Raw genomic sequence first — 23,240 nt, 5'->3', positions numbered from 1 at the left:
TCGCGCCCAAGGCGCGCCCGAATTAGGAGATAGCAAATGACCAAGTATGATGAAGCCTGGGTAGCCCGCGAAGAAGCAAAGCGCGCGCATATGGCGGCAAACGGTCTGTATTCCGAGGAAGAAGAGCATTCTTCCTGTGGTGTTGGCCTTGTTGTGAACATCGACGGCTCGTGCAGCCGCGATGTGGTTTTGTCGGGCATCAAAGCGCTGAAAGCGATCTGGCACCGCGGTGCTGTTGATGCGGATGGCAAGACCGGCGATGGCGCGGGTATCCACGTGCAGATTCCGGTCAACTTCTTTTACGATCAGGTCCGCCGCACCGGCCACAGCCCGCGCGAAGGTGAATTGATTGCCGTTGGTCAGGTGTTCTTGCCGCGCACCAACTTTGCCGCGCAAGAAACCTGCCGGACCATCGTCGAAACCGAAGTGCTGCGCATGGGGTATTACATTTATGGCTGGCGCCACGTGCCGGTCGATATCTCTGTGCTGGGTGAAAAGGCCAACGCGACCCGCCCCGAGATCGAACAAATCCTGATCTCCAATGCCAAAGGCGTGGACGAAGAAACATTCGAGCGCGAACTTTATGTGATCCGTCGCCGCATCGAGAAAGCCGCGCTCGCCGCGCAGGTACCGACCCTTTATATCGCGTCGATGTCCTGCCGGTCGATCATCTACAAAGGCATGATGCTGGCCCAGGATGTGGCCAACTTCTATCCCGATCTGCTGGATGACCGCTTTGAATCCGCCTTTGCGATCTATCACCAGCGTTATTCCACCAACACCTTCCCGCAGTGGTGGCTGGCGCAGCCCTTCCGCATGTTGGCCCACAACGGCGAGATCAACACCCTCAAGGGCAACCTGAACTGGATGAAGTCGCACGAAATCCGCATGGCGTCGGGCACATTCGGTGACATGGCCGAAGACATCAAACCAATCGTCGCGGCGGGGTCGTCTGACTCTGCTGCGCTGGATGCGGTGTTCGAGGTTCTGGTACGCGCAGGTCGCAACGCCCCGATGGCGAAAACCATGCTGGTGCCTGAATCATGGTCCAAGCAGGCGGTTGAACTGCCCGAAGCGTGGCGCGACATGTATTCCTATTGCAACTCTGTGATGGAACCCTGGGATGGCCCTGCCGCCCTTGCCATGACCGATGGCCGCTGGGTTTGCGCAGGCCTTGACCGTAACGGTCTGCGCCCGATGCGCTATGTCGTCACCGCTGACGGTATGCTGATCGCCGGTTCCGAGGCGGGCATGGTCCCCCAGGACGAAGCAAACGTAATCCACAAAGGCGCGCTTGGCCCCGGTCAGTTGCTGGCTGTGGACATCGAAGAAGGCAAGATGTTCGGCGATACCGAGATCAAAGACAAACTGGCGGCATCCCGTCCGTTTGGCGAATGGGTCGGCAAGATCAACGAACTGGACGAAGCCCTGAGCGGCATCGAGGAAAAGCCGTTGTTTGCCGGTGACGAACTGCGCCGCCGTCAGGTGGCTGCCGGTTATACCATTGAAGACCTTGAGCAGATCCTCGCCCCGATGGCCGAGGACGGTAAAGAACCGTTGGCGTCGATGGGCGACGATACACCATCGGCAGTTCTGTCGAACCAGTACCGCCCGCTCAGCCACTTCTTCCGCCAGAACTTTAGCCAGGTGACAAACCCGCCGATCGACAGCTTGCGCGAATTCCGCGTGATGAGCCTGAAAACACGCTTTGGTAATCTGAAAAACGTGTTGGACGAATCCAGTGCCCAGACCGAAATTCTGGTGCTCGACAGCCCGTTCCTGGCCAACGCGCAGTTCGATCAGCTGATGGGTGAATTCAACGCGGATTCCGTGACCATCGATTGTACCTTTGAACCCGGTGGCAGCAACCTGAACGATGGTCTGCGCCGCATCCGCGAAGAGGCCGAAGACGCCGTTCGTTCCGGCGCGGGGCACATCGTGCTGACCGACCAGTTCAGCGGCGAGGGCCGTGTTGCGATGCCGATGATCCTGGCGACTTCTGCCGTGCACAGCCAACTGACCCGCAAAGGTCTGCGGACATTCACATCGCTGAACGTCCGTTCCGCTGAATGTGTTGATCCGCATTACTTTGCCGTGTTGATCGGTTGCGGTGCGACCGTGGTAAACGCCTATCTTGCCGAAGACTCGCTGGCCGACCGTATTGATCGCGGCCTGCTGGACGTGAACCTGACCCAGGCGATGTCGCGCTACCGCGAGGCAATCGACCAGGGTTTGCTGAAAATCATGGCCAAGATGGGCATCAGCGTCATCTCGTCCTATCGCGGGGGCCTGAACTTTGAAGCGGTGGGCCTGTCACGCGCCATGTGTGCCGAATACTTCCCCGGTATGACCAGCCGCATCAGTGGCATCGGTACCAACGGTATCCAGCGCAAGGCCGAAGCCGTACATGATCGTGGTTGGAAGGGCGACGCTGTCGTCATGCCGATCGGTGGTTTCTACAAGGCGCGCACCTCGGGCGAGACCCACGCATGGGAAGCATCGTCGATGCACATGTTGCAGATGGCGTGTAACAAAGCCTCCTATCAGATGTGGAAGCAGTACAGTGCCAAGATGCAAAGCAATCCGCCGATCCATCTACGCGATCTGCTGGATATCAAGCCGCTTGGCGCTCCGATCCCGATTGAAGAAGTCGAAAGCATCACCGCGATCCGCAAGCGTTTCGTGACCCCCGGCATGTCGCTTGGTGCGCTGTCACCAGAGGCTCACAAGACCCTGAACGTCGCGATGAACCGCATCGGTGCCAAGTCGGATTCCGGCGAGGGCGGCGAAGATCCGGCACATTTTGTGCCCGAATCCAACGGCGACAACCCGTCTGCCAAGATCAAGCAGGTTGCGTCGGGCCGTTTTGGTGTGACCGCCGAATACCTGAACCAGTGCGAAGAACTGGAAATCAAAGTCGCCCAAGGTGCCAAGCCCGGCGAGGGTGGCCAGCTGCCCGGTATGAAGGTCACCGACCTGATTGCCCGTCTGCGCCATTCGACCAAGGGTGTGACGCTGATTTCCCCGCCACCGCACCACGACATCTATTCGATCGAAGACCTTGCGCAGCTGATCTATGACCTCAAGCAGATCAACCCGCGCTGCAAGGTGACCGTGAAACTGGTGGCATCGTCCGGCGTTGGGACGATTGCGGCGGGTGTGGCCAAGGCCAAGGCGGATATCATCCTGATCTCGGGTCACAACGGTGGCACCGGCGCGTCGCCTGCGACATCGATCAAATATGCGGGTCTGCCATGGGAAATGGGTCTGACCGAGGCACATCAAGTGTTGTCGATGAACAACCTGCGTGACCGCGTGACCCTGCGCACCGATGGTGGTTTGCGCACAGGTCGTGACATTGTCATGGCCGCGATGATGGGTGCCGAAGAATACGGCATCGGCACCGCTGCGCTGATCGCGATGGGCTGTATTATGGTGCGTCAGTGCCAGTCGAACACCTGCCCCGTGGGCGTGTGTACCCAAGACGAAGCACTGCGCGGCAAGTTCACCGGCAATGCCGACAAGGTCGTCAACCTGATCACCTTCTACGCTACCGAAGTACGTGAATTGCTTGCGTCCATCGGTGCGCGCAGTCTGGATGATGTGATTGGCCGTGCCGATCTGCTGGCGCAGGTCAGCCGTGGTTCTGCCCACTTGGATGATCTGGACCTTAACCCGCTATTGATCACGGTCGATGGCGCGTCCGAGATCGTTTATGACCGCAGCAAGCCACGCAATGCCGTGCTGGATACGCTGGACGCTGAAATCGTGCGCGATGCCGCGCGGTTCCTTGAGGATGGCGAGAAGATGCAGCTTAGCTATGCGGTGCAGAACACGCACCGTACTGTTGGCACACGCACCTCCAGCCATATCATCAGCCGCTTTGGCATGAACAACCAGTTGCAGCCCGACCACCTCACGGTCAAGCTGACAGGCTCTGCCGGTCAAAGCCTTGGTGCCTTTGCCGCGCCGGGTTTGAAACTGGAAGTGTCCGGCGATGCCAACGATTATGTCGGCAAGGGTCTGTCGGGGGGCACGATCGTGGTGCGCCCATCCATGGCCAGCACGATCATTGCAGCCGAGAACACCATTATCGGCAACACCGTTCTGTATGGTGCGACCAAAGGCTTCCTGTTTGCAGCGGGCCGCGCAGGCGAACGGTTTGCCGTGCGTAACTCTGGCGCGCATGTTGTGATCGAAGGCTGCGGCAGCAACGGTTGTGAATATATGACCGGCGGTGTGGCGGTGATTTTGGGCAGCATCGGTGCCAACTTTGGTGCGGGTATGACAGGGGGCATGGCCTATCTCTATGACCCCGAAGGCCGCGCTGATTCCGTGCTGAACATGGAAACGCTTGTGACCTGCCCGGTCACGGTCGATCACTGGGAAAACCAGCTGAAAGGTCTGATCGAACGGCATCTGGCCGAGACAGGCAGCCGCAAGGCCGCTGACATCTTGCAACATTGGGAAACTGAAAAGGCCAACTTCCTTCAGATTTGCCCAAAAGAGATGCTGATCCACATTCCGGCACCGCTGAGCCACGAAAAGAAAGCGATGCCTGCTGAGTAGCAGAGTAGCTTTTGACCCAATGCCGGGCGTTATCATTGATCACGCCCGGCACGTAATTGCCCCAATTGACCCTCAAATGTCCTTAAATAGGACACGATCGACCTGCATTCTCGGTTCAACCAAATACCGAGGTGATCCCATGTCCGAGTTCTTTCATGATACATTTCTAGACGCTGAACCCGTTGCTTTTGCTTCAGGTTTGACTCGTGGAACACTGATTGAAACGGTCAGGGGCCCGCGCGCGATCGAAACGCTCAAATTGGGTGATCTGATCGAGACCGCGGATGGCGATCTGCAACCCTTGCGCAGCCTAAGCCGTCAAAAGATGCGCGGCACGGGTGCCGATGCACCGGTCCGTATTTCGGTTGGCGGCATCGGAAATTCAGAACCCTTGTTGCTGGCCCCCTTGCACCGTGTGCTGCTGAACGGCTGGCAGGCTGAACTGTATTTCGGTCAGGACGAGGTATTGATCGAAGCACGGTCGTTGGTGAACGGGACAACCGTCACACGTCAGGAATGCGATCAAATAGAATATCTGAGCCTTGGCTTTGACGCACATCAGGTCATTCTTGCCCAAGAGGCGCTGGTCGAAAGCGATATGCCCCATGAAAATGGTGACTATATTGATGCCATGCGACCACGCAGCAATGCCGCACCAAGCGGTAAATTTGCCCGCCCGACCGTAGATTGGGCCGAAGCCCGCGTTGTCGCGGTTTAAGCGACTTTACCAAGGCGCGCCGCGTCCTATGTTGTACGGATGACCAGTTTCATCACATCGCGCGCGCGGATCGTTCTTGTTCTGCTTTTTGGATTAGCCGTTGCGGCTTGTACGGATACGGCCCCGAAAGGTGGCGGTGATATTCTTGTTATTGGCGATTCCGTCATGGCCTGGAACGGCCGGAGCGATCAGGCCATCCCCGATGTTATCGCCAAGACCCTGGGCCGGCAGGTGACGAACAAGGCCATCCCCGGCGCAAAATTTGACAACGGGTCTGCCCTGTTTTCTGCAATCGGTTTCGACATCCAGCGGCAATATCCCGGCGGCAGTTGGAACTGGGTCGTTGTGGATGGCGGGGCAAATGACCTGGGGTTTGACGATTGCAAATGCGCAGCCTGCCGCCCGGTTGTGGATGAACTGATCGGCCCGGACACGACATCAGGCACCATTCCCGCATTTCTCGCCGGGCTGCGCGACAGTGGCGCGCAGGTTATCTGGATGGGGTATTACAAGGGAAACGGCAAAGGATCGTTCGAAGGATGCCGCGACGATCTGGTTTTGCTTGAACGGCGCATTGCACGGTTTGCCGCACGCACGCCGGGGGTGACTTTTCTGGATTCAGAGATGGTGATCGACCCCGCTGACCCGACCCAGTTTGCCAGCGACAACACGCATCCGTCTCCCAAGGGGTCGGCCTTGATCGGCAGCTATCTGGCAAAAGCGATTTCCGAACGCGACCCCCGTTCACAATGAGCCGCAGGGGCAGTATAGCTGTTCTCCATGGCGAAACGAGCATCATCCAAAAAGACCAAAACAGCCCCGAAGCCCCGCAAGGGACTTAAGTCGCGGATCATCCGGGCGGCCCTGAAGGTGGCACTGGTCGGCATCGGCATCGTTTTCGCGCTGGTATTGCTGTTTGCCGTGTTTAACCCCCCTACAACCCCGTACATGTTCAGCGAAAGCCGCAGGCTGGGTGGTGTCGACCACCAATGGGTTCCGCTCGAGGATATCGCCCCCGTTATGGCGCGGTCCGTGGTGGCTGCGGAGGATGCGAATTTCTGCAACCACTGGGGCTTTGATCTGGCCGCGATCAAGAAGGCGATTGCCGAAGGGTCAAACCGGGGCGCATCGACGCTAAGCCAGCAGACGGTAAAGAACGTATATCTGTGGCATGGCCGCACATGGATCCGCAAAGTCCTGGAGGCCGCCATCACCCCGGTCGTCGAAGCCGTCTGGACCAAGCGCCGGATCGTCGAGGTCTATCTGAACGTGGCCGAGTTTGGCGAAGGCGTGTTCGGCGTTGACGCGGCGGCCCAACATTACTTCGGGGTCATCCCTGCAAAACTGTCGGCGACCCAGGCCGCGCGGCTTGCTGCGATCTTGCCCTCGCCCAAGACGCGTTCGGCTTCAAAGCCCAGCGATTATGTCAGAAAACGCAGCGCGCAAATCCGCGACGGAGCGGCGACAATCAGCAACGATGGGCGTGCCGCCTGTTTCGAGAGTTGAATATACAACTCAACACAGGCATGAGTGGAAGAAGCTTATCCTTAGTTTTGGAACCTTACCATGGCCCGCCTTTTTCACGTACCGCTATCCCCTTTCTGCCGAAAGGTCCGGCTGAGCCTTGCTGAAAAGAAGATCGAGGTCGAGCGGGTAGACGAGCGGTATTGGGAACAAGACCCCGATTTCATGCGCAAGAACCCCGCCGGCAAAGTACCGGTTTTGCAACTGGATGGCATTATCATGTCGGAAAGTGCCGCGATTTGCGAGTATATCGAGGAAACCCGCCCGGAGCCGTCGCTGATGCCAAGCGACCCCGTCCAGCGTCTTGAAGTACGCCGTCTGGTCAGTTGGTTCGATGACAAATTCCACTCCGAAGTTACATCAAAGCTGCTGTACGAACGGGTGAACAAAAAGGTCATGGGCCAAGGGTTTCCCGACAGCCGCAACGTCAAGGACGGTGCCAAGGCGATCAAATACCACATTGATTACATGGCGTGGTTGTTGGACCATCGGCGCTGGCTGGCGGGTGATGTGATGACACTGGCCGATTTTGCGGCTGCTGCGCATCTGTCGTCGCTTGATTATATCTCGGATGTGGATTGGAACCGGTCGGATGTGGTCAAAGACTGGTACGCCAAGATCAAATCCCGCCCTGCGTTCAGGTCTTTGTTGGCCGATCAGGTACCGGGGTTTCCGCCGCCAAAGCATTACAATGACCTTGATTTCTAGTCTGAAAGCGTTGGGGGCTGTCTGCCCCCAAACCCCCGAGGATATTTCTGAGCCAGAGAAGACATGGACGGTTTAAAGGATCGTTTGGTTGCCCGGGCCTTGGAAGAGGGGTTTGTGGCGTGCCGGGTGTGCCGGCCTTCGGATGTTCGGCAGGTGCCGGCGCGTCTGGCTGCTTTTGTAGAGGCGGGGTATCACGGTCAGATGTCCTGGATGGCGGAGCGCATGGCGTGGCGCGGCGATCCGGCGGCTTTGTGGCCCGAGGCGCGGTCGGTGATCATGCTGGCAGAAAGCTATGCCCCCGAACATGATCCGACAGCGATATTGGGGCAGCCGCAGAAAGCTGCGGTGTCCGTCTATGCCCACGGGCGCGATTATCATGACATCGTCAAAAAGCGGCTCAAGCGGTTGGCGCGGTGGTTGATCGAGCAGGAGCCCTGCGAGGTAAAGGTGTTCGTGGATACCGCCCCGGTGCCGGAAAAGGCGTTGGGCCAAGCGGCCGGGTTGGGATGGCAGGGCAAGCACACCAATCTGGTCAGCCGTGACTGGGGGAACTGGGCCTTTCTGGGCGCGGTTTTCACGACGCTTGAGTTGCCCGTCGACGGGGCCGAGGGTGATCATTGCGGGTCGTGCCGGTCTTGTTTGGAGGCCTGCCCGACTGATGCTTTTCCGGCACCTTACCGGTTGGACGCGCGGCGGTGCATTTCCTATCTGACGATCGAGCATAAAGGCCCTGTTGATCTGGAACTGCGCAGCAAGCTGGGCAACCGGATCTACGGTTGTGATGATTGCCTTGCGGCGTGCCCGTGGAACAAATTTGCCGTCGCGGCCAGCGACATGCGCTATCACGGTGGGGTCGGAGCACCTGATCTGGCAGAGCTGGCAACGCTGGATGATGCCGCATTCAGGCTGAGGTTTTCAGGATCTCCGGTCAAGCGGATCGGGCGTGACCGGTTCATTCGCAATGTTCTGTATGCCATCGGCAATTCGGGCATGGCCGCGCTTGCACCCGCGGCACAAGCCCATGTGGATGACCCTGATGCCACAGTAGCCGATGCCGCGCGTTGGGCTGTTGCCCGCTTGGCTGCGAAATGACGCAAACAGGCTGGACGCGCATGGCGTTATGTCTAAACCCGTCCCAGTAGTTCAAGGAGAAGACGATGGCGTTGCTTTTGGGTGTTGATACCGGCGGAACCTATACCGATGCGGTATTGATCCGTGACGAAAAGGACGTGATCGCGTCGGCCAAGGCGCTGACGACCCGCAATGACCTTGCGATCGGTGTTGGCAACGCGGTGCGCGCGGTGCTGGAAAAGGCGCATGTAAAGGCGGCTGATGTGTCGCTTGCATCCTTGTCCACGACATTGGCGACCAATGCGTTAGTCGAAGGGCAGGGTGGCAGGGTCGCGCTGATCTATGTCGGTTTCAAGGAGCGGGACTTGCAGGCCCACGGGTTGGCCGATGCCCTGAAGGGTGACCCCTATCTGGTGGTGTCGGGCGGGCATAATCACGCAGGTGGCGAGGTGATGCCGCTGGACGAAGCCGCTTTGGTTGCGTTTCTTGAGAGCCACAAGGATGACGTGAGCGGTTTTGCTGTCGCCAGCCAGTTCGCCACGCGCAATCCCGCACACGAGCTGCGTGTTGCGGAGCTTGTCGGGCAGTTCACCAACAGGCCCGTGTCATCGTCACATCAATTGTCGGCCAAGCTGAACGGGCCAAAACGTGCGCTGACGGCTGTTTTGAACGCCCGTCTGATCGGGATGATCGACCGTTTGATCGGTCGCGCCGAAAACGTGCTGATCGAGATTGGGGTAACGGCCCCCCTGATGGTGGTGCGCGGCGATGGTGCGTTGATTTCATCGGCCCAAGCCCGTGAACGCCCGATCGAGACGATCCTGAGCGGCCCTGCGGCGTCAATTGTCGGGGCACGTTGGATGACCGGTGCGGATCATGCGCTGGTCAGTGACATTGGCGGGACGACGACCGATGTGGCGCTGCTGCGCGGCGGGCGGCCTGCCATTGATCCTGCGGGCGCACAGGTCGGGCCCTATCGCACCATGGTCGAGGCGGTGGCGATGCGCACAACCGGTTTGGGTGGTGATAGTGAGGTTCATTTCCTGACCGAAGGATTGCAAGGCGGTATCACCCTGGGGCCAAGGCGGTTGTTGCCTGTTTCGCTGGTGGCGGTCGATGCGTCCGACGTTGTGCATGACGCGTTGGACGCGCAATTGCGCACGGCGACCCCGGGTGAATTCGATGCAAGATTTGTGCGGGCGGTTGCAGGTCAAACGCACGAAGGCATCGGCCCGAGAGAGGTTACCCTGCTTGAGCGGATTGGCGAGGGCGTACACCCGTTGGGTGATATCCTGCGGTCACGGATCGAAACCGGGGCGCTGAAACGGCTTGTTGAACGCGGCTTGGTACAGATTGCGGGCGTCACGCCGTCTGATGCCAGCCATGCTTTGGGCCGTGTTGATGCGTGGGATGCGGAGGCCGCGCGCAAGGCCTTGCGCCTATTCGGGCGGCGGCGCACGGGGGCGGGTGAGATGCTTGCCCCTGACCCTGATGTGATGGCACAGATGATTGTCGATCAATTGACCCACCAAACTGCGTTGGCCTTGCTGGAGACCGCATTTGCAGAAGAAGACCCTGCGTTTGACGCCCCGCCCGAGGTTCTGGCGCGTCATGTTCTGCTGCAAAGGGGGCTCAAGGGGCACCGGGGCCTTTTGCGGATAGAGGCGGCGCTGAATGTGCCGGTGATCGGGTTGGGGGCCTCGGCACCGGCCTATTACCCTGCTGTCGGTATCGCCCTTGGGGCCAAGATGATCCTGCCGGAACATGCGGGTGTGGCAAATGCCATTGGCGCAGTGGTGGGCCGCGTGACGATGCGCGAAAGCGGGACAGTCACATCACCCAGCGAGGGCAGGTTTCGTGTGCATCTGGAAAGCGGGCCACAGGATTTCACCGATCAGGCCAGCGCGTTGGCACAGCTTGAGGGGGTCTTGCGCGAGAAAGCCGTGGCGGACGCGCAGGCGGCAGGGGCAGCAGATATTCAAGTGAACGTCGAGCGGGACATTCGCACTGCCGGTGTCGAGAGCCGCGAAGTCTTTATCGAGGCGGTGATCACTGTCGAAGCAACAGGGCGCCCTCGGGTTGCGGATGGCTGATAGACACGCCGGACATGAATAGTGCACCTAGATTGTTTCTGCGATCTACATCGAATAGCCATATTTTTTTCTATTCCTGTGTGCAGTAGTAAATGGCAGTGTTGTGGTTTCCAAAACCGTTGCGCTGATAATCAGTTTGGTTCCGATACCTTCTGCGGAAAAGCAGGCGTTTGGACCCTAAAGAGTTAGCGAGTGAAAATGGTGCCGCACTTCGAGGCGGCACCAAGACCCAGAAGGCGGGGGCAATATTCCCCGCCTTCTGTGGTTTTCACATTATTCGGCAGCGGCACGTTTCGGCAAAACCCAATCCGGGCGGGGGAAATGGCAGGTATAGCCATTGGGACTCCGCTCCAGATAATCCTGATGCTCGGGCTCGGCCTCCCAGAAATCGCTCACGGGCTCGACTTCGGTCACGACTTTTCCGGGCCAGATGCCGGAGGCGTCTACGTCAGCAATCGTATCCAGGGCGACGGCCTTTTGGTCATCATCCTCGTAATAGATCGCAGACCGGTAGCTGAGGCCGCGATCATTGCCCTGACGGTTCGGGGTGGATGGGTCATGGATCTGGAAGAACAGTTCCAGCAGATCCCGATAGCTTAGAACCTCGTCGTTAAAAATGACCTTGATCGCTTCGGCATGGGTGCCGTGATCGCGATAGGTTGCATTGGGCACATCGCCACCGGAATACCCGACGCGGGTCGCAATGACCCCGTTACGTTTCCGGATCAAATCCTGCATACCCCAAAAGCATCCGCCCGCCAGTACTGCGCGTTGTTGCGTCATGCGACGTCCTCCACTTGGTTGATGTATTCGCCATAGCCTTCAGCTTCCATATCGTCACGGTGGACGAAACGAAGCGAGGCCGAATTGATGCAATAGCGCAGGCCGCCACGGTCAGGCGGGCCATCGGGAAAGACGTGCCCGAGATGGCTGTCGCCATGGGTGCTGCGCACTTCGGTGCGGATCATGCCTAGGGTCGCGTCGCGCAGTTCGTTCACATAGGCGGGTTCGATCGCCTTGGTAAAGCTGGGCCAGCCACAGCCTGAATCGTATTTGTCAGCTGAGGCGAACAGAGGCTCGCCTGAGACGATATCAACGTAGATGCCCGGCTCTTTGTTGCTAAGCAGCTTGCCGGTGCCGGGGCGTTCTGTCCCGCTTTGCTGGGTGACGCGGTATTCTTCTGGCGACAGGGCCGCGATGGCTTCGGGTGATTTCTGGTAAGTGGGCATGGATGTCTCCTTTGCAGTCTTGATACATTAGATGGGGCTGGCAGGAAATTTTCAAAGGTTTTGTCACGATTGCGCACCTTTCCGTGAAGGCGCTTTCCAACGTTGACGGTCTGGGGCTGACGGTCAGGCGGCCATGGAATTCTACGAGAACTCCCGGCCGATTTCTTTCAAGGAAGACGTCTGGCCCTCAGGCCGCGCGCTGCCGTGAAATTTGCACCGCCAAAATACCAAAGCCAATCACCACCACCCCGATGATGTCCTGAACCCCCAATGGTTCGCTCAGCAGCAACCATGCAATCGCGACCCCAAAGAACGGATTTAGAAAGTGGAAGGTCGCAGCCCGTGTCGCCCCTATGCGGTTCACCAGCCAGAACCAGACCACCGTTGCCAACAGGCCCGGCACCACACAGGTATAGGTAAATGCGGCCAGCAGCGGCCAGCTTGGCGAAAGGCGGGGTGTTTCGAACAGCAAGGTTGCGATGGTCAGGGTGATGCAGCCGACAAGCATCTGCAATCCGACGACCATCATAAAGTTCCCGCCAGATGTGGCCCCGCGCACCAGAAGTGTCGCCGCCGTCAGCGCAAGCGCCCCGATACCGCACAGCAAAAGCCCCATCATATCAACGCCACCGCTGATCCGTGCGCCCATGATGATCGACACGCCGACCACACCGGCAACTAGGCCCGCAATCCCCAGCGGCTTGAGCTTTTCCCCCAGGAACAGCCAGGTCGCCAAGCCGACCAAAAGCGGCATCGTCGAGGCAATGATCGCAGCCAGCGACGCCTGTACAGTTTGCATCGCAACAAAGTTCAGCCCCAGATAAACGGCATTTTGCAAAATGCCAAAGATGATCGTTGCGCGCCATTGCGCCGGGGTCAGTCGCCATGTTTGCCCTAGCGCCAATGCGATCCCGACACCCAGCAGCCCCGAGATCAGATAGCGCGCGGACAGTGCCATCAGGGGCGATGCGTCTGCCACGATAATACGGGCCGAGGTAAAGGCGGAAGACCACATAAAGGCAAAAGCCAGCCCCACAAAAACAGCGCGAATATCCATGGGGGCCTTTCCGAAACCTTGGTCGCTTTGACCTTTTCGCAGATGGGTATGATGCGCAAGGGGCTGCCCCTGCCCTGAAACGAAAAAGGGCCGCCCCTATGGCGACCCTTTTGATAAACCTGTTGCCAGACTTATTCGTTAACGCTGTCTTTCAACGCTTTCGCGATGGTCATCTTAACGACCTTGTCCGCTTCTTTCTTGAACTGTTCGCCAGTCGCTGGGTTGCGAACCATACGCTCTGGACGTTCGCGGCAATAGATTTTGCCGATACCAGGAAGAGTGACAGCACCGCCGCCGGATACTTCTTTGGTGATCAAAGCACATACTGCATCCAGTGCAGAACCTGCTGCTTTTTTGTCTGTGCCCATTTCATCGGCCAAAGCTGCGACGAGCTGGGTTTTTGTCATTGGTTTTGTAGCCATCTTTTTTTCTCCTTCGTCCGCCCGAATTAGGGCCTCACTGGCAGAATGTAACGGTATGTTGTGTGAGAACACAACGAATAGGTGTCCGAAAACAGCGAAAACATGCGCTTTTTTGGTTTTTTCCCCTTTAAAGGAAGGCCGTTTCGTCGAAAGATCGCAGTTTTCTGCTGTGAAGCCGCTCCAGCGGCATGTCGCGCAGCAATTCCATGGCGCGAATTCCGATCATCAAATGGCGTGCAACTTGGGTTTTGTAAAAGCCTGACGCCATGCCGGGCAGCTTTAATTCGCCGTGCAGCGGCTTGTCTGACACGCATAAAAGCGTGCCATAGGGTACTCTGAACCGGTAACCATTGGCCGCGATTGTGGCACTTTCCATGTCCAGCGCAACGGCGCGAGATTGCGACAATCGCTGCACCGGCCCCGACTGATCGCGCAATTCCCAGTTCCTGTTGTCGATGGTCGCAACCGTGCCCGTGCGCATGATGCGTTTCAGCTCGTACCCCTCAAGCTGGGTGACCTGTTCAACGGCGTCTTCCAGCGCGATCTGGATTTCGGCCAGCGCAGGGATCGGCACCCAGACCGGCAGGTCATCATCCAGCACGTGATCTTCGCGCAGATAGGCGTGGGCCAGCACGAAATCGCCCAGCTGTTGGGTGTTGCGCAGGCCCGCACAATGGCCGACCATCAGCCACGCATGCGGGCGCAGTACGGCGATGTGATCGGTCGCGGTTTTGGCATTCGACGGACCGACACCGATGTTTACCAGCGTGATCCCCGACCCGTTTGCACGCTTCAGGTGATAGGTCGGCATTTGCGGCGTTTTGCCGGTATCGGGCAAAGGCGCGTCGCCATCCGTGATCTCGGCATTGCCGGTGGACACAAACGAAGTATAGCCGCTGTCCGGGTCGCGCAGCATGGCACGGGCGTATTCTTCGAACTCGGTCACATAGAACTGGTAGTTGGTGAACAGCACATGACACTGGAAATGGTCGGGATCGGTTGCGGTATAATGCGCCAGTCGTGCCAGTGAATAATCAACCCGTTGCGCGGTAAAGGGGGCCAGGGCACCCACACCATTTGCAGGCGAATAGGTGCCATTTACAATATCGTCGTTGGTGGTGCTGAGATCAGGCACATCGAACACATCCCGAAGGGTGAAGTCTGCCGCACCATCATGAGGGATCGTAATAGCGGCATCCCCCGACACGGCAAAATGCACCGGAATCGGCGTGTCGGACACATCAATAACAACAGGCTGGCGGTGGTTTTCGATCAGCAGGTCGATTTGCTGGATCAGATAGTTTCTGAACAGGTCGGGCCGTGTGATCGTCGCGGCATAGGTGCCGGGGGTTGATACATGGCCAAAGGAAAGGCGGGAATCGACCTGCGCATAGCTAGAGGTCGTGAAGCGGATTTCAGGGTAAAACGCCCTGATCCGCGTGGCCGGCGGGGCATCATCCATGGATTTTTGAAAATGCTCGGTCAAAAAGCCGGTCGCTTGGCGGTACAGCATGATCAGATGTTCGACCGCTTTTGTCGCATCGGTGAACTTTTCGGCAGGCGGGCTGTCTGGGCTTAGAATGCGGTTCATGATGTTGGCTCGAACAAAGGGATAAATTCAAAACTGCGGACATCGACAAGGCCAAGGTCCGAGATGCGCAATTCGGGGATCACGACCAAGGCCAGCAGGGAATGTTGCATATAGGCGTTGTTCAACGTGCAACCGCAGTCGCGCATGGCTTGCATCATGGCTTCGGTTTTCTTGGCGACCTCGGATGCGGGGCTGTCGGACATCAGGCCTGCGATGGGCAGTTCGACCAATGCCAGTTCTTTGCCGTCTTTAAAGATCGTGATGCCGCCGCCGACCTCGCCCAACCGGTTCGCGGCCATCGCCATGTGATCGGCATCGGTCCCGACAACAATCATGTGGTGGCTGTCATGGGCCACTGTGGACGCCATCGCCATCGGCCCCTCGTAGCCAAAGCCCGAGACAAAGGCGTTTACCACTGTTCCCGTTGCGCGATGCCGTTCCACCAGTGCAATCTGGCAAACTTCGCCCGTGGCCTGAACGCGCCCGTCTGTCACGGGCAGCTCGAACTTCAGCGCGCGGGTGGGGGCCTGATTTTCAACCACGCCGATCACGTTTGCGGTGACGGCATTCGCGCCCTTGGGGGCGTCGATCTGAAAGTCAGCCGCTTTCAGCGTTTTGCCCATATGCACCGTTTGGCGGGCTTTTTCGGGCCAGTCATAATGGGGGCAATCCACAACACATTCGCCCGCCTGCGCCACGATCTGCCCGCGTGCGATCACAGTCTCGATCGGGAGGGTTTTCAAGTCAGAGGTCAGGATCACATCGGCCCGCCGCCCCGGCGTCAGCGACCCGATCTCGCGTTCCAGCCCGAAATGGGTGGCGGTGTTGATCGTCGCCATCTGCAAGGCGACCAGCGGGTCGCAGCCGCAGTCAATCGCGTGACGCACGACGCGGTTCATATGCCCGTCGTTGACCAAGGTGCCGGAATGGCAATCGTCGGTGCACAGGATCATATTGCGCGAATCCAGCCCCTTTTCGGTGATCGCGGTGATCTGGGTTTCAACGTCATACCACGCCGACCCCAGCCGGATCATCGACCGCATCCCTTGACGCATCCGCGCAATCGCGTCCGCCTCGCAGGTGCCTTCGTGATCGTCCGCTGGCCCACCGGCCACATAGGCGGCAAAGGCTGGACCCAGATCAGGCGACGCATAATGCCCGCCCACGGTCTTGCCTGCACGTTGGGTGGCAGCGATCTCGGCCAGCATCTTGGGGTCGCCATTGGTCACACCGGGAAAGTTCATCATCTCGCCCAAACCGATGATGCCGGGCCATTGCATCGCCTCGGCGACATCTTCGGCGGTGATCTCGAACCCTGTCGTCTCCATCCCCGGTGCCGAAGGCGCGCAGGATGGCATCTGGGTGAAGATGTTGATCGGCTGCAAAAGCGCTTCGTCATGCATCATCCGCACACCTTCGAGACCCAGCACATTGGCGATCTCGTGGGGGTCGGTGAACATGGATGTGGTGCCATGAGGGATCACGGCGCGGGCAAATTCGGCAGGCGTCAGCATGCCGCTTTCAATATGCATGTGCCCGTCACACAGACCCGGGATCATGTACCGCCCCTTGGCGTCGATCACCTGCGTATCGTCGCCTTTGCAATGGCTGGCATCAGGGCCAACAAATGCAATGCGTCCCGCGACAATGGCGATATCATGGTCGGGCAACAGCTCGCGGGTATGCACGTTTACCCAAACACCGCCGGTGATAATCATATCCGCCGCCGCGCGCCCCGCCGCGACCGATACTAACGAAGCAGCCACATCGGGCCATGAAGGGAAGGGAGTATGTGTCATGCCTGACGTTGACACGAAGATTGCACGAGGTTCAAGGTGATGCGACGCAAGGAAAGCCGATCACCCGCGCAAAACAGGGAGACCCAAATGACCGTGACGCAAATCCGTCAGAACATGGACCACTGGCAGGAACGGGTCGATATGGCCGCCGCGTTTCGCTGGACAGCGCGGCTGAACATGCACGAAGGGGTGGCGAACCACTTTAGCCTTGCCGTGAATGACGATGGCACCAAGTTCCTGATGAACCCCAATCAGGTGCATTTCAGCAGGATCAAAGCCAGCGACCTGATCGAGGTGGACGCCAACAACCCCGACACGCTGAACGGCCCCGATGCACCCGACCCGACTGCTTGGGGCTTGCATGGCGGCGTTCACCGAGCCTGCGCCCACGCGCGCTGCGTGATGCATGTGCATTCGATCCACGCGACGGTGCTGGCCAGTCTGCAAGACAGCCGCCTGCCGCCGATTGACCAGAACTGCTGCACCTTCTTCAACCGCGTCGTGATCGACGAAGATTACGGCGGGCTGGCATTCGAAGACGAAGGCGCGCGCTGCGGCACCCTGCTGACCGACCCCAAACAAAAGGTCATGGTCATGGGCAGCCACGGCGTGCTGGTGATCGGTGATACCGTGGCGGATACCTTTAACCGCCTGTTCTATTTCGAACGGGCCGCCGAAACGTATATTCGTGCCCTGCAAACCGGCATGCCCCTGCGGCGCATCCCTGACGACATCGCAGAAAAAACCGCGCAAGAGCTGGAAAACTATCCCGAACAAGACGCGCGCCATCTGGCCGAACTCAAGGCTATCCTGGACGAAGAAGGATCAAACTATGCGCATTAACCTTGGTATCTCGGGAGCCCAGCAATGAATTACGGCCTGACCGAAGAAAACCTGATGATCGCCGACACCGTCCGAAGCTTTGTCGAGAAAGAGATCTACCCCCACGAGACATTGGTGGAACAAACCGGCGAAGTCCCGCAAGAGATCGCAGAAGAGATCAAGCGCAAGACGATCGAGCTGGGCTTCTACGCCTGCAACTTTCCCGAAAGCGTCGGCTGCGCGGGGCTGAACCATCTGGAATTTGCATTGGTGGAGCGCGAGCTGGGGCGCGGATCAATGGCGCTGAACCACTTTTTCGGGCGGCCGCAGAATATCCTGATGGCCTGCGAAGGCGAACAGATCGACCGCTATCTGATGCCCGCAGTGCGCGGCGAACGCATGGACGCGCTTGCAATGACCGAACCGGGTGCGGGATCGGATGTGCGGGGGATGAAATGCATGGCGCGGCGCGATGGCGGTGATTGGGTGGTGAACGGAACCAAACATTTCATTTCGGGCGCGGATCACGCCGATTTCATCATCGTCTTCATCGCGACGGGCGAAGATATGACGCCCAAAGGCCCTAAAAAGCGGATTACCGCCTTTCTGGTCGACCGCGGCACGCCGGGCTTTACGATCCGCGACGGGTACAAATCGGTCAGCCATCGGGGCTATAAAAACATGATCCTCGAGTTCGACGATTGTCGCCTGCCGGATGCGCAGGTCTTGGGCGAAGTCGATAGCGGCTTCGACGTTATGAACACATGGCTCTATGCTACCCGCATTACGGTTGCGACCATGTCGGTGGGCCGGGCACGGCGGGTCTTCGACTATGCGATGGATTATGCCGCAACACGCGAACAGTTCGGTCAGAAGATCGGCAAGTTTCAGGGGGTGAGCTTCCAGCTCGCCGATATGATCACCGAAATCGACGCGGCTGATTTGCTGACGTTGGCGGCAGCAGACCGTCTGGACAAAGGCCTGCCCGCAAACCGCGAGATCGCGAGCGCCAAACTTTATGCCTCAGAGATGCTGGCCCGTGTGACGGACGCGACACTTCAGTTGCACGGCGGCATGGGGCTGATGGATGATTACCCGATTGAACGCTTCTGGCGGGATGCGCGGGTTGAGCGGATATGGGACGGCACCAGCGAAATCCAGCGCCACATCATCAGCCGCGAGATGTTGCGTGCGCTGGGGGCCTGACGTTCCGCTGCCATTTGGCATCGGCCGGGCAGGGGGGCCAACCCCCCTGCGCTTGCGCGCATCCCCCCGGGATATTTTTGAGCCAGAGAATGAGGGCAAAAATGAAGGCTTTAAGCTTTTGTTCAGGATGAGAGGTCTATCCTATGCAGGCGGTACAGGCGGGGACGCCGATGACCGCAGCCGGAGAAGCCCCCTGCCTGCTGTGTACGGTTGGGGGTGGACCCGTCTTCTCTGGCTTATAAATATCCTCGCCGAAGGCATAGAATCTTTTTGCATGGTGGTCGCGTATGAAGCGTGACCTTAACAGATTGCTGCGACCTAAATCAATTGTCTTGATTGGCGGCGGCGCGTGGGGCGCGCAAGTGATTAGGCAATCAAAAAGGATGGGCTTTCAAGGCGCGCTTTATATTGTGCACCCAAAAGCGGTGAGCATCGAAGCTGTCCCGGCCTTTGGATCACTCGCCGAACTGCCTGAAGTGCCCGATGCCGCGTTTATTGGTGTGAACCGGAAGGCCACGGTTGAGGTGGTGGCCGAGCTGTCAGCCATGGGAGCGGGCGGCGCTGTTTGTTTCGCATCCGGGTTTTCCGAGGCGGAAGCGGAAGACGATACAGCAAAGGCGTTGCAGGCCCGTCTGGTATCGGCGGCAGGATCGATGCCGGTCTTGGGGCCCAACTGCTATGGTTTCATCAATGCCTTGGACGGCGCGTTGTTGTGGCCGGACCAGCACGGATGCCGCTCTGTCGACCGCGGCGTTGCGATCCTGACGCAATCGTCAAACATCGCGATCAATCTGACCATGCAGCGGCGTGGGTTGCCGATTGCCTATATGGTGACATGTGGAAATATGGCCCAAACCAAGCAAGCTGACATTGCTTTGGCCTTGTTGGATGATCCCAGGGTCACCGCCATCGGTCTGCATATCGAGGGGTTTTCGGACACGCTTGCGTGGCACAAGCTGGCCGTCGCGGCTGCGGGAAAAGGCATTCCGTTGATCGCGCTCAAGGTTGGTCTATCGGATCAGGCGCAGCGTGCAACTGTTTCGCATACGGCATCTTTGGCCGGGGGGGATGCCGGGGCTGCCGCGTTGCTGGACCGGTTGGGAATAGCAAGGCTGCGCGATTTGCCGAGCTTTCTTGAGACGTTGAAGCTTCTTCATGTGAATGGCCCGCTTGAAGCGCCATTGTTGTCGTCGGTCAGTTGTTCCGGAGGAGAGGCAAGTCTGGCGGCCGATACCGCCTACGGGCGTGCCGTTTCGTTCCCCGACCTGACGGGTGCGCAGAAAACTGCGTTGCGTGATGCGCTTGGGCCGATGGTCGCCCTTTCGAACCCGTTGGATTACAACACCTATGTCTGGCGCGACGTTGAAAAGATGACGGCGGCGTGGTTGCCAATGGCCGCTGATCATATCGGCCTGACGTTGTTGATTGTCGATTACCCCCATACCGATGCCAGCGATTGGGAATGTGCCACGCAAGCGGCGCTGAACCTGCGCGCGCGATCTGGGAAACCGGTTGCCGTTGTTGCGACATTGCCTGAATTGATGCCGGATGATGTGATGGCGCGTCTCATTCAAGGTGGCGTTGCCCCGATCTGCGGCCTGACCGAAGCGATTACTGCGGCGGAGGCGGCAGCGTTTGATGCGCAACCCGACCCAGTGCCGCCCTTGCAGCCCGGCACCGACCGCAACGGAGATTTGATACCCGAGGCGGTGGCGAAAGAGATGCTTGGTAAATTTGGTCTGATGGTCCCAAAGGGGCGCGCGGCAAAAACGCCAGCCGAGGCGGCGGCGGTTGCTGCCGAAATTGGCGGTCTGGTGGTGCTAAAGGGTCAGGGGTTGGCCCATAAGTCAGAGGCCGGTGCGGTGATTGTGGGCCTTGCGCCAGATGCCGTTGAAGGCCGTGCAATGTCTATGCAGGCCGACAGCTTTTTGGTGGAAGAGATGATTGCAGATCCGGTGGCGGAGCTGTTGATCGGGGTTACGCGTGATCCGGCGCACGGGTTTTTGTTAACCATCGGGGCGGGTGGAGTGTTGACCGAGCTTTGGCAAGACACCGTTTCATTGTTGTTGCCAGTCACGTCGCCACAGGTGGCCCGCGCAGTGCAGCGTTTGCGCATTGCGCCTTTGCTGAACGGGTATCGGGGCAAGCCGGCTGCCGATCTGGGTGCAATCACGCAAGCGGTTTTGGCGGTCCAGGCCTATGTGATTGCGCATCAGGATGTGATCAGCGAGGTTGAGGTTAACCCGTTGATCTGTGGCACGGACAACGCCATTGCCGTCGATGCCTTGATCCGCTGAACCCAGAAGGAAAATCTTATGAGTGTCGTGAAAACCGAAGTTGACGGAAGCGTATTGCTGGTGACGCTGGACCGCCCCAAGGCCAATGCTATTGATCTGGAAACGTCCAAATTAATGGGCGATGTATTCCGCGATTTTCGCGATAATCCAGACCTGCGCGTTGCGATTATCACTGGTGGAGGTACCAAGTTTTTCTGCCCCGGATGGGATTTGAAAGCGGCCGCTGATGGCGATGCGGTGGATGGTGACTATGGCGTGGGCGGCTTTGGCGGGTTGCAGGAATTGCGCGGTATGAACAAGCCGGTGATTGCGGCGGTGAACGGCATCGCCTGCGGTGGCGGGCTTGAGCTGGCATTGAGCGCGGATATGATACTGGCGGCCGATCACGCGACCTTTGCGCTGCCTGAAATCCGGTCCGGTACGGTCGCCGATGCCGCCAGTGTGAAGCTGCCAAAGCGTATTCCCTATCACATCGCGATGGAGCTGTTGTTGACCGGCCGCTGGTTTGACGCGAACGAGGCGAAGGGCTGGGGCTTGGTCAACGAAATCCTGCCTGCGGATCAGCTGATGGATCGCGCCTGGGAACTGGCGCGGCTTTTGGCGTCGGGACCGCCCTTGGTCTATGCGGCGATCAAGGAAATCGTGCGCGATGCCGAGGATTCCAAATTTCAGGATGCGATGAACCGGATCACGGGGCGGCAGCTCGAAACGGTTGATATTCTTTATGCATCCGAGGATCAGTTGGAAGGTGCCCGCGCCTTTGCCGAGAAACGCGACCCGGTTTGGAAGGGTAAATAACGGCAATGTTTGCAATGCGCGGCGGGCTTGGGCTATTTGATCCGGCATCAGTCACATTCGGGCGAAACCTATGAAAATCATGTTTGTTCACCAAAATATGCCCGGCCAGTACCGCGAGTTGGTGCAATGGTTGGCCGATACCGGCGAACATCAGATTTACTTTCTGACGCAGCGGCAAAAGCCGCCCAGTTTCAAAGGCGTCGAAACGCGGATCTACAAGACCCATCACAAGCCTGCCAAAGATGCCTATGGTCTCTCCAAAAACTGGGAGGAATCTGCCGGCAACGGTTTGGGGGCTGCCCGTGCGGCGCGCCGGATCGAAAAGACCGAAGGGTTCAAGCCCGATATCGTGATTGGCCATGTCGGTTGGGGTGAATTGACGTTCTTTAAAGACGTTTGGCCGGATGTGCCGATTATCGGTTTCTTTGAATATTTCTATAGCGATAGTGGGGGCCCGGTCGGGTTTGATCCCGAAGACCCGGTGACCGAAGACACGGCATTTTTGCTGCGCGTCCGCAATGCGGTTCCGCTGGCGAATATCGAAACCGTCGACATCGGGCTTAGCCCGACATTCTGGCAGCGCGACCGGTTTCCGGAAAGCTTTCATGACAAGCTCTATGTCTGTCACGACGGTATTCGCACGGATCAGCTAAAACCGAACCCAAAAGTGCGGCTGAAGCTGGGCCGGTTGGATCGCGATTTGACCCGCGAAGACGAGATCGTGACCTATATTGCCCGCAATCTGGAACGCACGCGCGGGTTCCATGTGTTCATGCGGTCCTTGCCCAAAATCCTCAAGGAACGCCCCAATGCGCGGGTTCTGATATTGGGCGGCAATGACACGTCTTATGGCGGCAAAAGCAAGCACCCTGGCGGTCTGCGCGCCGAGATGGAGGCCGAGGTCGGCAAGGATGTCGATTGGAGCCGGGTGCATTTCCTGGGCAAGCTGCCCTATGAGGATTACCAGAAGATCGTCCAGATCAGCCGCTGCCATCTGTATTTGACGATGCCCTTTGTGTTGTCGTGGTCCTTGCTTGAATCCATGGCGATGGAGGCGACGATCGTGGCCTCTGATGTGGCCCCTGTGCGCGAGGCGATCACACATGGGGAAACCGGTTTGCTGTGCGATTTCTTTAATCCCGCAGCCTTGGCGGATCAGGTGATCGACGTATTGGCCGCACCCGCGAAATATGCCCACCTTGGGCCTGCCGCGCGCAAGCATGTGGTGCAGACCTATGATTTCCTGACCAAATGCCTGCCCGAACATATCGCCCAGATCAACGATCTTGTGGCCGCAGATAAACGGATCAAGCTGCCGTTGAAAGAGGACTAAGCC

General features: G+C 58.5%; 18 protein-coding genes. 12 read left to right on the top strand and 6 right to left on the bottom strand.

Going from position 1 to position 23,240, the window contains the following annotated elements; genetic code table 11:
- Positions 1–36 precede the first annotated feature (36 nt).
- From gltB to ACSQ13_RS15940, 7 genes are all read left to right on the top strand, one after another.
- Positions 37–4,569 (top strand): glutamate synthase large subunit, encoded by a 4,533-nt coding sequence (gltB, locus tag ACSQ13_RS15970; RefSeq protein WP_373027885.1) that lies wholly within the window; start codon positions 37–39, stop codon positions 4,567–4,569.
- A 139-nt stretch (positions 4,570–4,708) separates the two neighbouring features.
- Positions 4,709–5,287, top strand: a complete 579-nt coding sequence (locus ACSQ13_RS15965) for a Hint domain-containing protein (protein WP_295510663.1) — start codon at positions 4,709–4,711, stop codon at positions 5,285–5,287.
- A 39-nt stretch (positions 5,288–5,326) separates the two neighbouring features.
- A complete protein-coding gene (locus ACSQ13_RS15960) occupies positions 5,327–6,040 on the top strand; it encodes an SGNH/GDSL hydrolase family protein (protein WP_176249765.1) in 714 nt (237 codons plus the stop codon).
- A 27-nt stretch (positions 6,041–6,067) separates the two neighbouring features.
- Entirely contained in the window at positions 6,068–6,793 is a 726-nt protein-coding gene (gene mtgA, locus ACSQ13_RS15955) for a monofunctional biosynthetic peptidoglycan transglycosylase (protein WP_295510659.1), read from the top strand.
- Between the two features lie 60 nt (positions 6,794–6,853).
- Entirely contained in the window at positions 6,854–7,519 is a 666-nt protein-coding gene (fzlA, locus tag ACSQ13_RS15950; RefSeq protein ID WP_176249767.1) for an FtsZ-binding protein FzlA, read from the top strand.
- Between the two features lie 63 nt (positions 7,520–7,582).
- Complete coding sequence (gene queG, locus ACSQ13_RS15945; protein ID WP_176249768.1) at positions 7,583–8,611, top strand: tRNA epoxyqueuosine(34) reductase QueG; 1,029 nt, start codon at positions 7,583–7,585, stop codon at positions 8,609–8,611.
- Between the two features lie 65 nt (positions 8,612–8,676).
- The gene (locus ACSQ13_RS15940) at positions 8,677–10,683 is read left to right on the top strand and encodes a hydantoinase/oxoprolinase family protein (RefSeq protein ID WP_295510656.1); all 2,007 of its coding nucleotides are present in this window, start codon (positions 8,677–8,679) and stop codon (positions 10,681–10,683) included.
- A gap of 273 nt (positions 10,684–10,956) precedes the next feature.
- Here ACSQ13_RS15940 and msrA read toward each other — a convergent pair whose 3' ends face one another.
- The 6 genes from msrA to ade form a co-directional block, all read right to left on the bottom strand.
- The gene (gene msrA, locus ACSQ13_RS15935; protein ID WP_295510654.1) at positions 10,957–11,466 is read right to left on the bottom strand and encodes a peptide-methionine (S)-S-oxide reductase MsrA; all 510 of its coding nucleotides are present in this window, start codon (positions 11,464–11,466) and stop codon (positions 10,957–10,959) included.
- Positions 11,463–11,912 (bottom strand): peptide-methionine (R)-S-oxide reductase MsrB, encoded by a 450-nt coding sequence (gene msrB, locus ACSQ13_RS15930; RefSeq protein ID WP_176249771.1) that lies wholly within the window; start codon positions 11,910–11,912, stop codon positions 11,463–11,465. Before msrB ends, msrA begins: the two co-directional genes overlap by 4 nt.
- A gap of 187 nt (positions 11,913–12,099) precedes the next feature.
- Positions 12,100–12,969 carry a DMT family transporter gene (locus tag ACSQ13_RS15925; RefSeq protein WP_176249772.1) on the bottom strand — a complete coding sequence of 290 codons (870 nt, stop codon included), beginning with the start codon at positions 12,967–12,969 and terminating at the stop codon, positions 12,100–12,102.
- A gap of 131 nt (positions 12,970–13,100) precedes the next feature.
- Positions 13,101–13,391 (bottom strand): HU family DNA-binding protein, encoded by a 291-nt coding sequence (locus ACSQ13_RS15920; RefSeq protein WP_176249773.1) that lies wholly within the window; start codon positions 13,389–13,391, stop codon positions 13,101–13,103.
- A 127-nt stretch (positions 13,392–13,518) separates the two neighbouring features.
- Positions 13,519–14,982 (bottom strand): AMP nucleosidase, encoded by a 1,464-nt coding sequence (locus tag ACSQ13_RS15915; RefSeq protein ID WP_176249774.1) that lies wholly within the window; start codon positions 14,980–14,982, stop codon positions 13,519–13,521.
- The gene (gene ade / locus ACSQ13_RS15910; protein ID WP_176249775.1) at positions 14,979–16,781 is read right to left on the bottom strand and encodes an adenine deaminase; all 1,803 of its coding nucleotides are present in this window, start codon (positions 16,779–16,781) and stop codon (positions 14,979–14,981) included. Before ade ends, ACSQ13_RS15915 begins: the two co-directional genes overlap by 4 nt.
- Positions 16,782–16,868: 87 nt before the next feature.
- On the opposite strand from ade, the gene ACSQ13_RS15905 reads away from it, so the two are divergent.
- The 5 genes from ACSQ13_RS15905 (at position 16,869) to ACSQ13_RS15885 (ending at position 23,237) form a co-directional block, all read left to right on the top strand.
- Positions 16,869–17,624: a class II aldolase and adducin N-terminal domain-containing protein gene (locus tag ACSQ13_RS15905; protein ID WP_176249776.1), complete on the top strand. Its 756-nt coding sequence runs from the start codon at positions 16,869–16,871 to the stop codon at positions 17,622–17,624.
- 24 nt (positions 17,625–17,648) lie between these two features.
- Positions 17,649–18,809: an acyl-CoA dehydrogenase family protein gene (locus tag ACSQ13_RS15900; RefSeq protein ID WP_176249777.1), complete on the top strand. Its 1,161-nt coding sequence runs from the start codon at positions 17,649–17,651 to the stop codon at positions 18,807–18,809.
- Positions 18,810–19,096: 287 nt separating this feature from the next.
- Entirely contained in the window at positions 19,097–21,106 is a 2,010-nt protein-coding gene (locus ACSQ13_RS15895; protein ID WP_295510644.1) for an acetate--CoA ligase family protein, read from the top strand.
- A gap of 18 nt (positions 21,107–21,124) precedes the next feature.
- Positions 21,125–21,904, top strand: a complete 780-nt coding sequence (locus ACSQ13_RS15890) for a carnitinyl-CoA dehydratase (RefSeq protein ID WP_176249779.1) — start codon at positions 21,125–21,127, stop codon at positions 21,902–21,904.
- 70 nt (positions 21,905–21,974) lie between these two features.
- Positions 21,975–23,237 carry a glycosyltransferase family 4 protein gene (locus ACSQ13_RS15885; protein ID WP_295510641.1) on the top strand — a complete coding sequence of 421 codons (1,263 nt, stop codon included), beginning with the start codon at positions 21,975–21,977 and terminating at the stop codon, positions 23,235–23,237.
- The last annotated feature ends 3 nt before the right edge of the window (positions 23,238–23,240 follow it).

The organism is Sulfitobacter sp. SH22, from assembly GCF_965641905.1.
Classification (GTDB): Bacteria; Pseudomonadota; Alphaproteobacteria; order Rhodobacterales; family Rhodobacteraceae; genus Sulfitobacter.
Note: the sequence above shows the minus strand (reverse complement) of the source record. Positions and strands in the feature narration are given on the sequence as shown.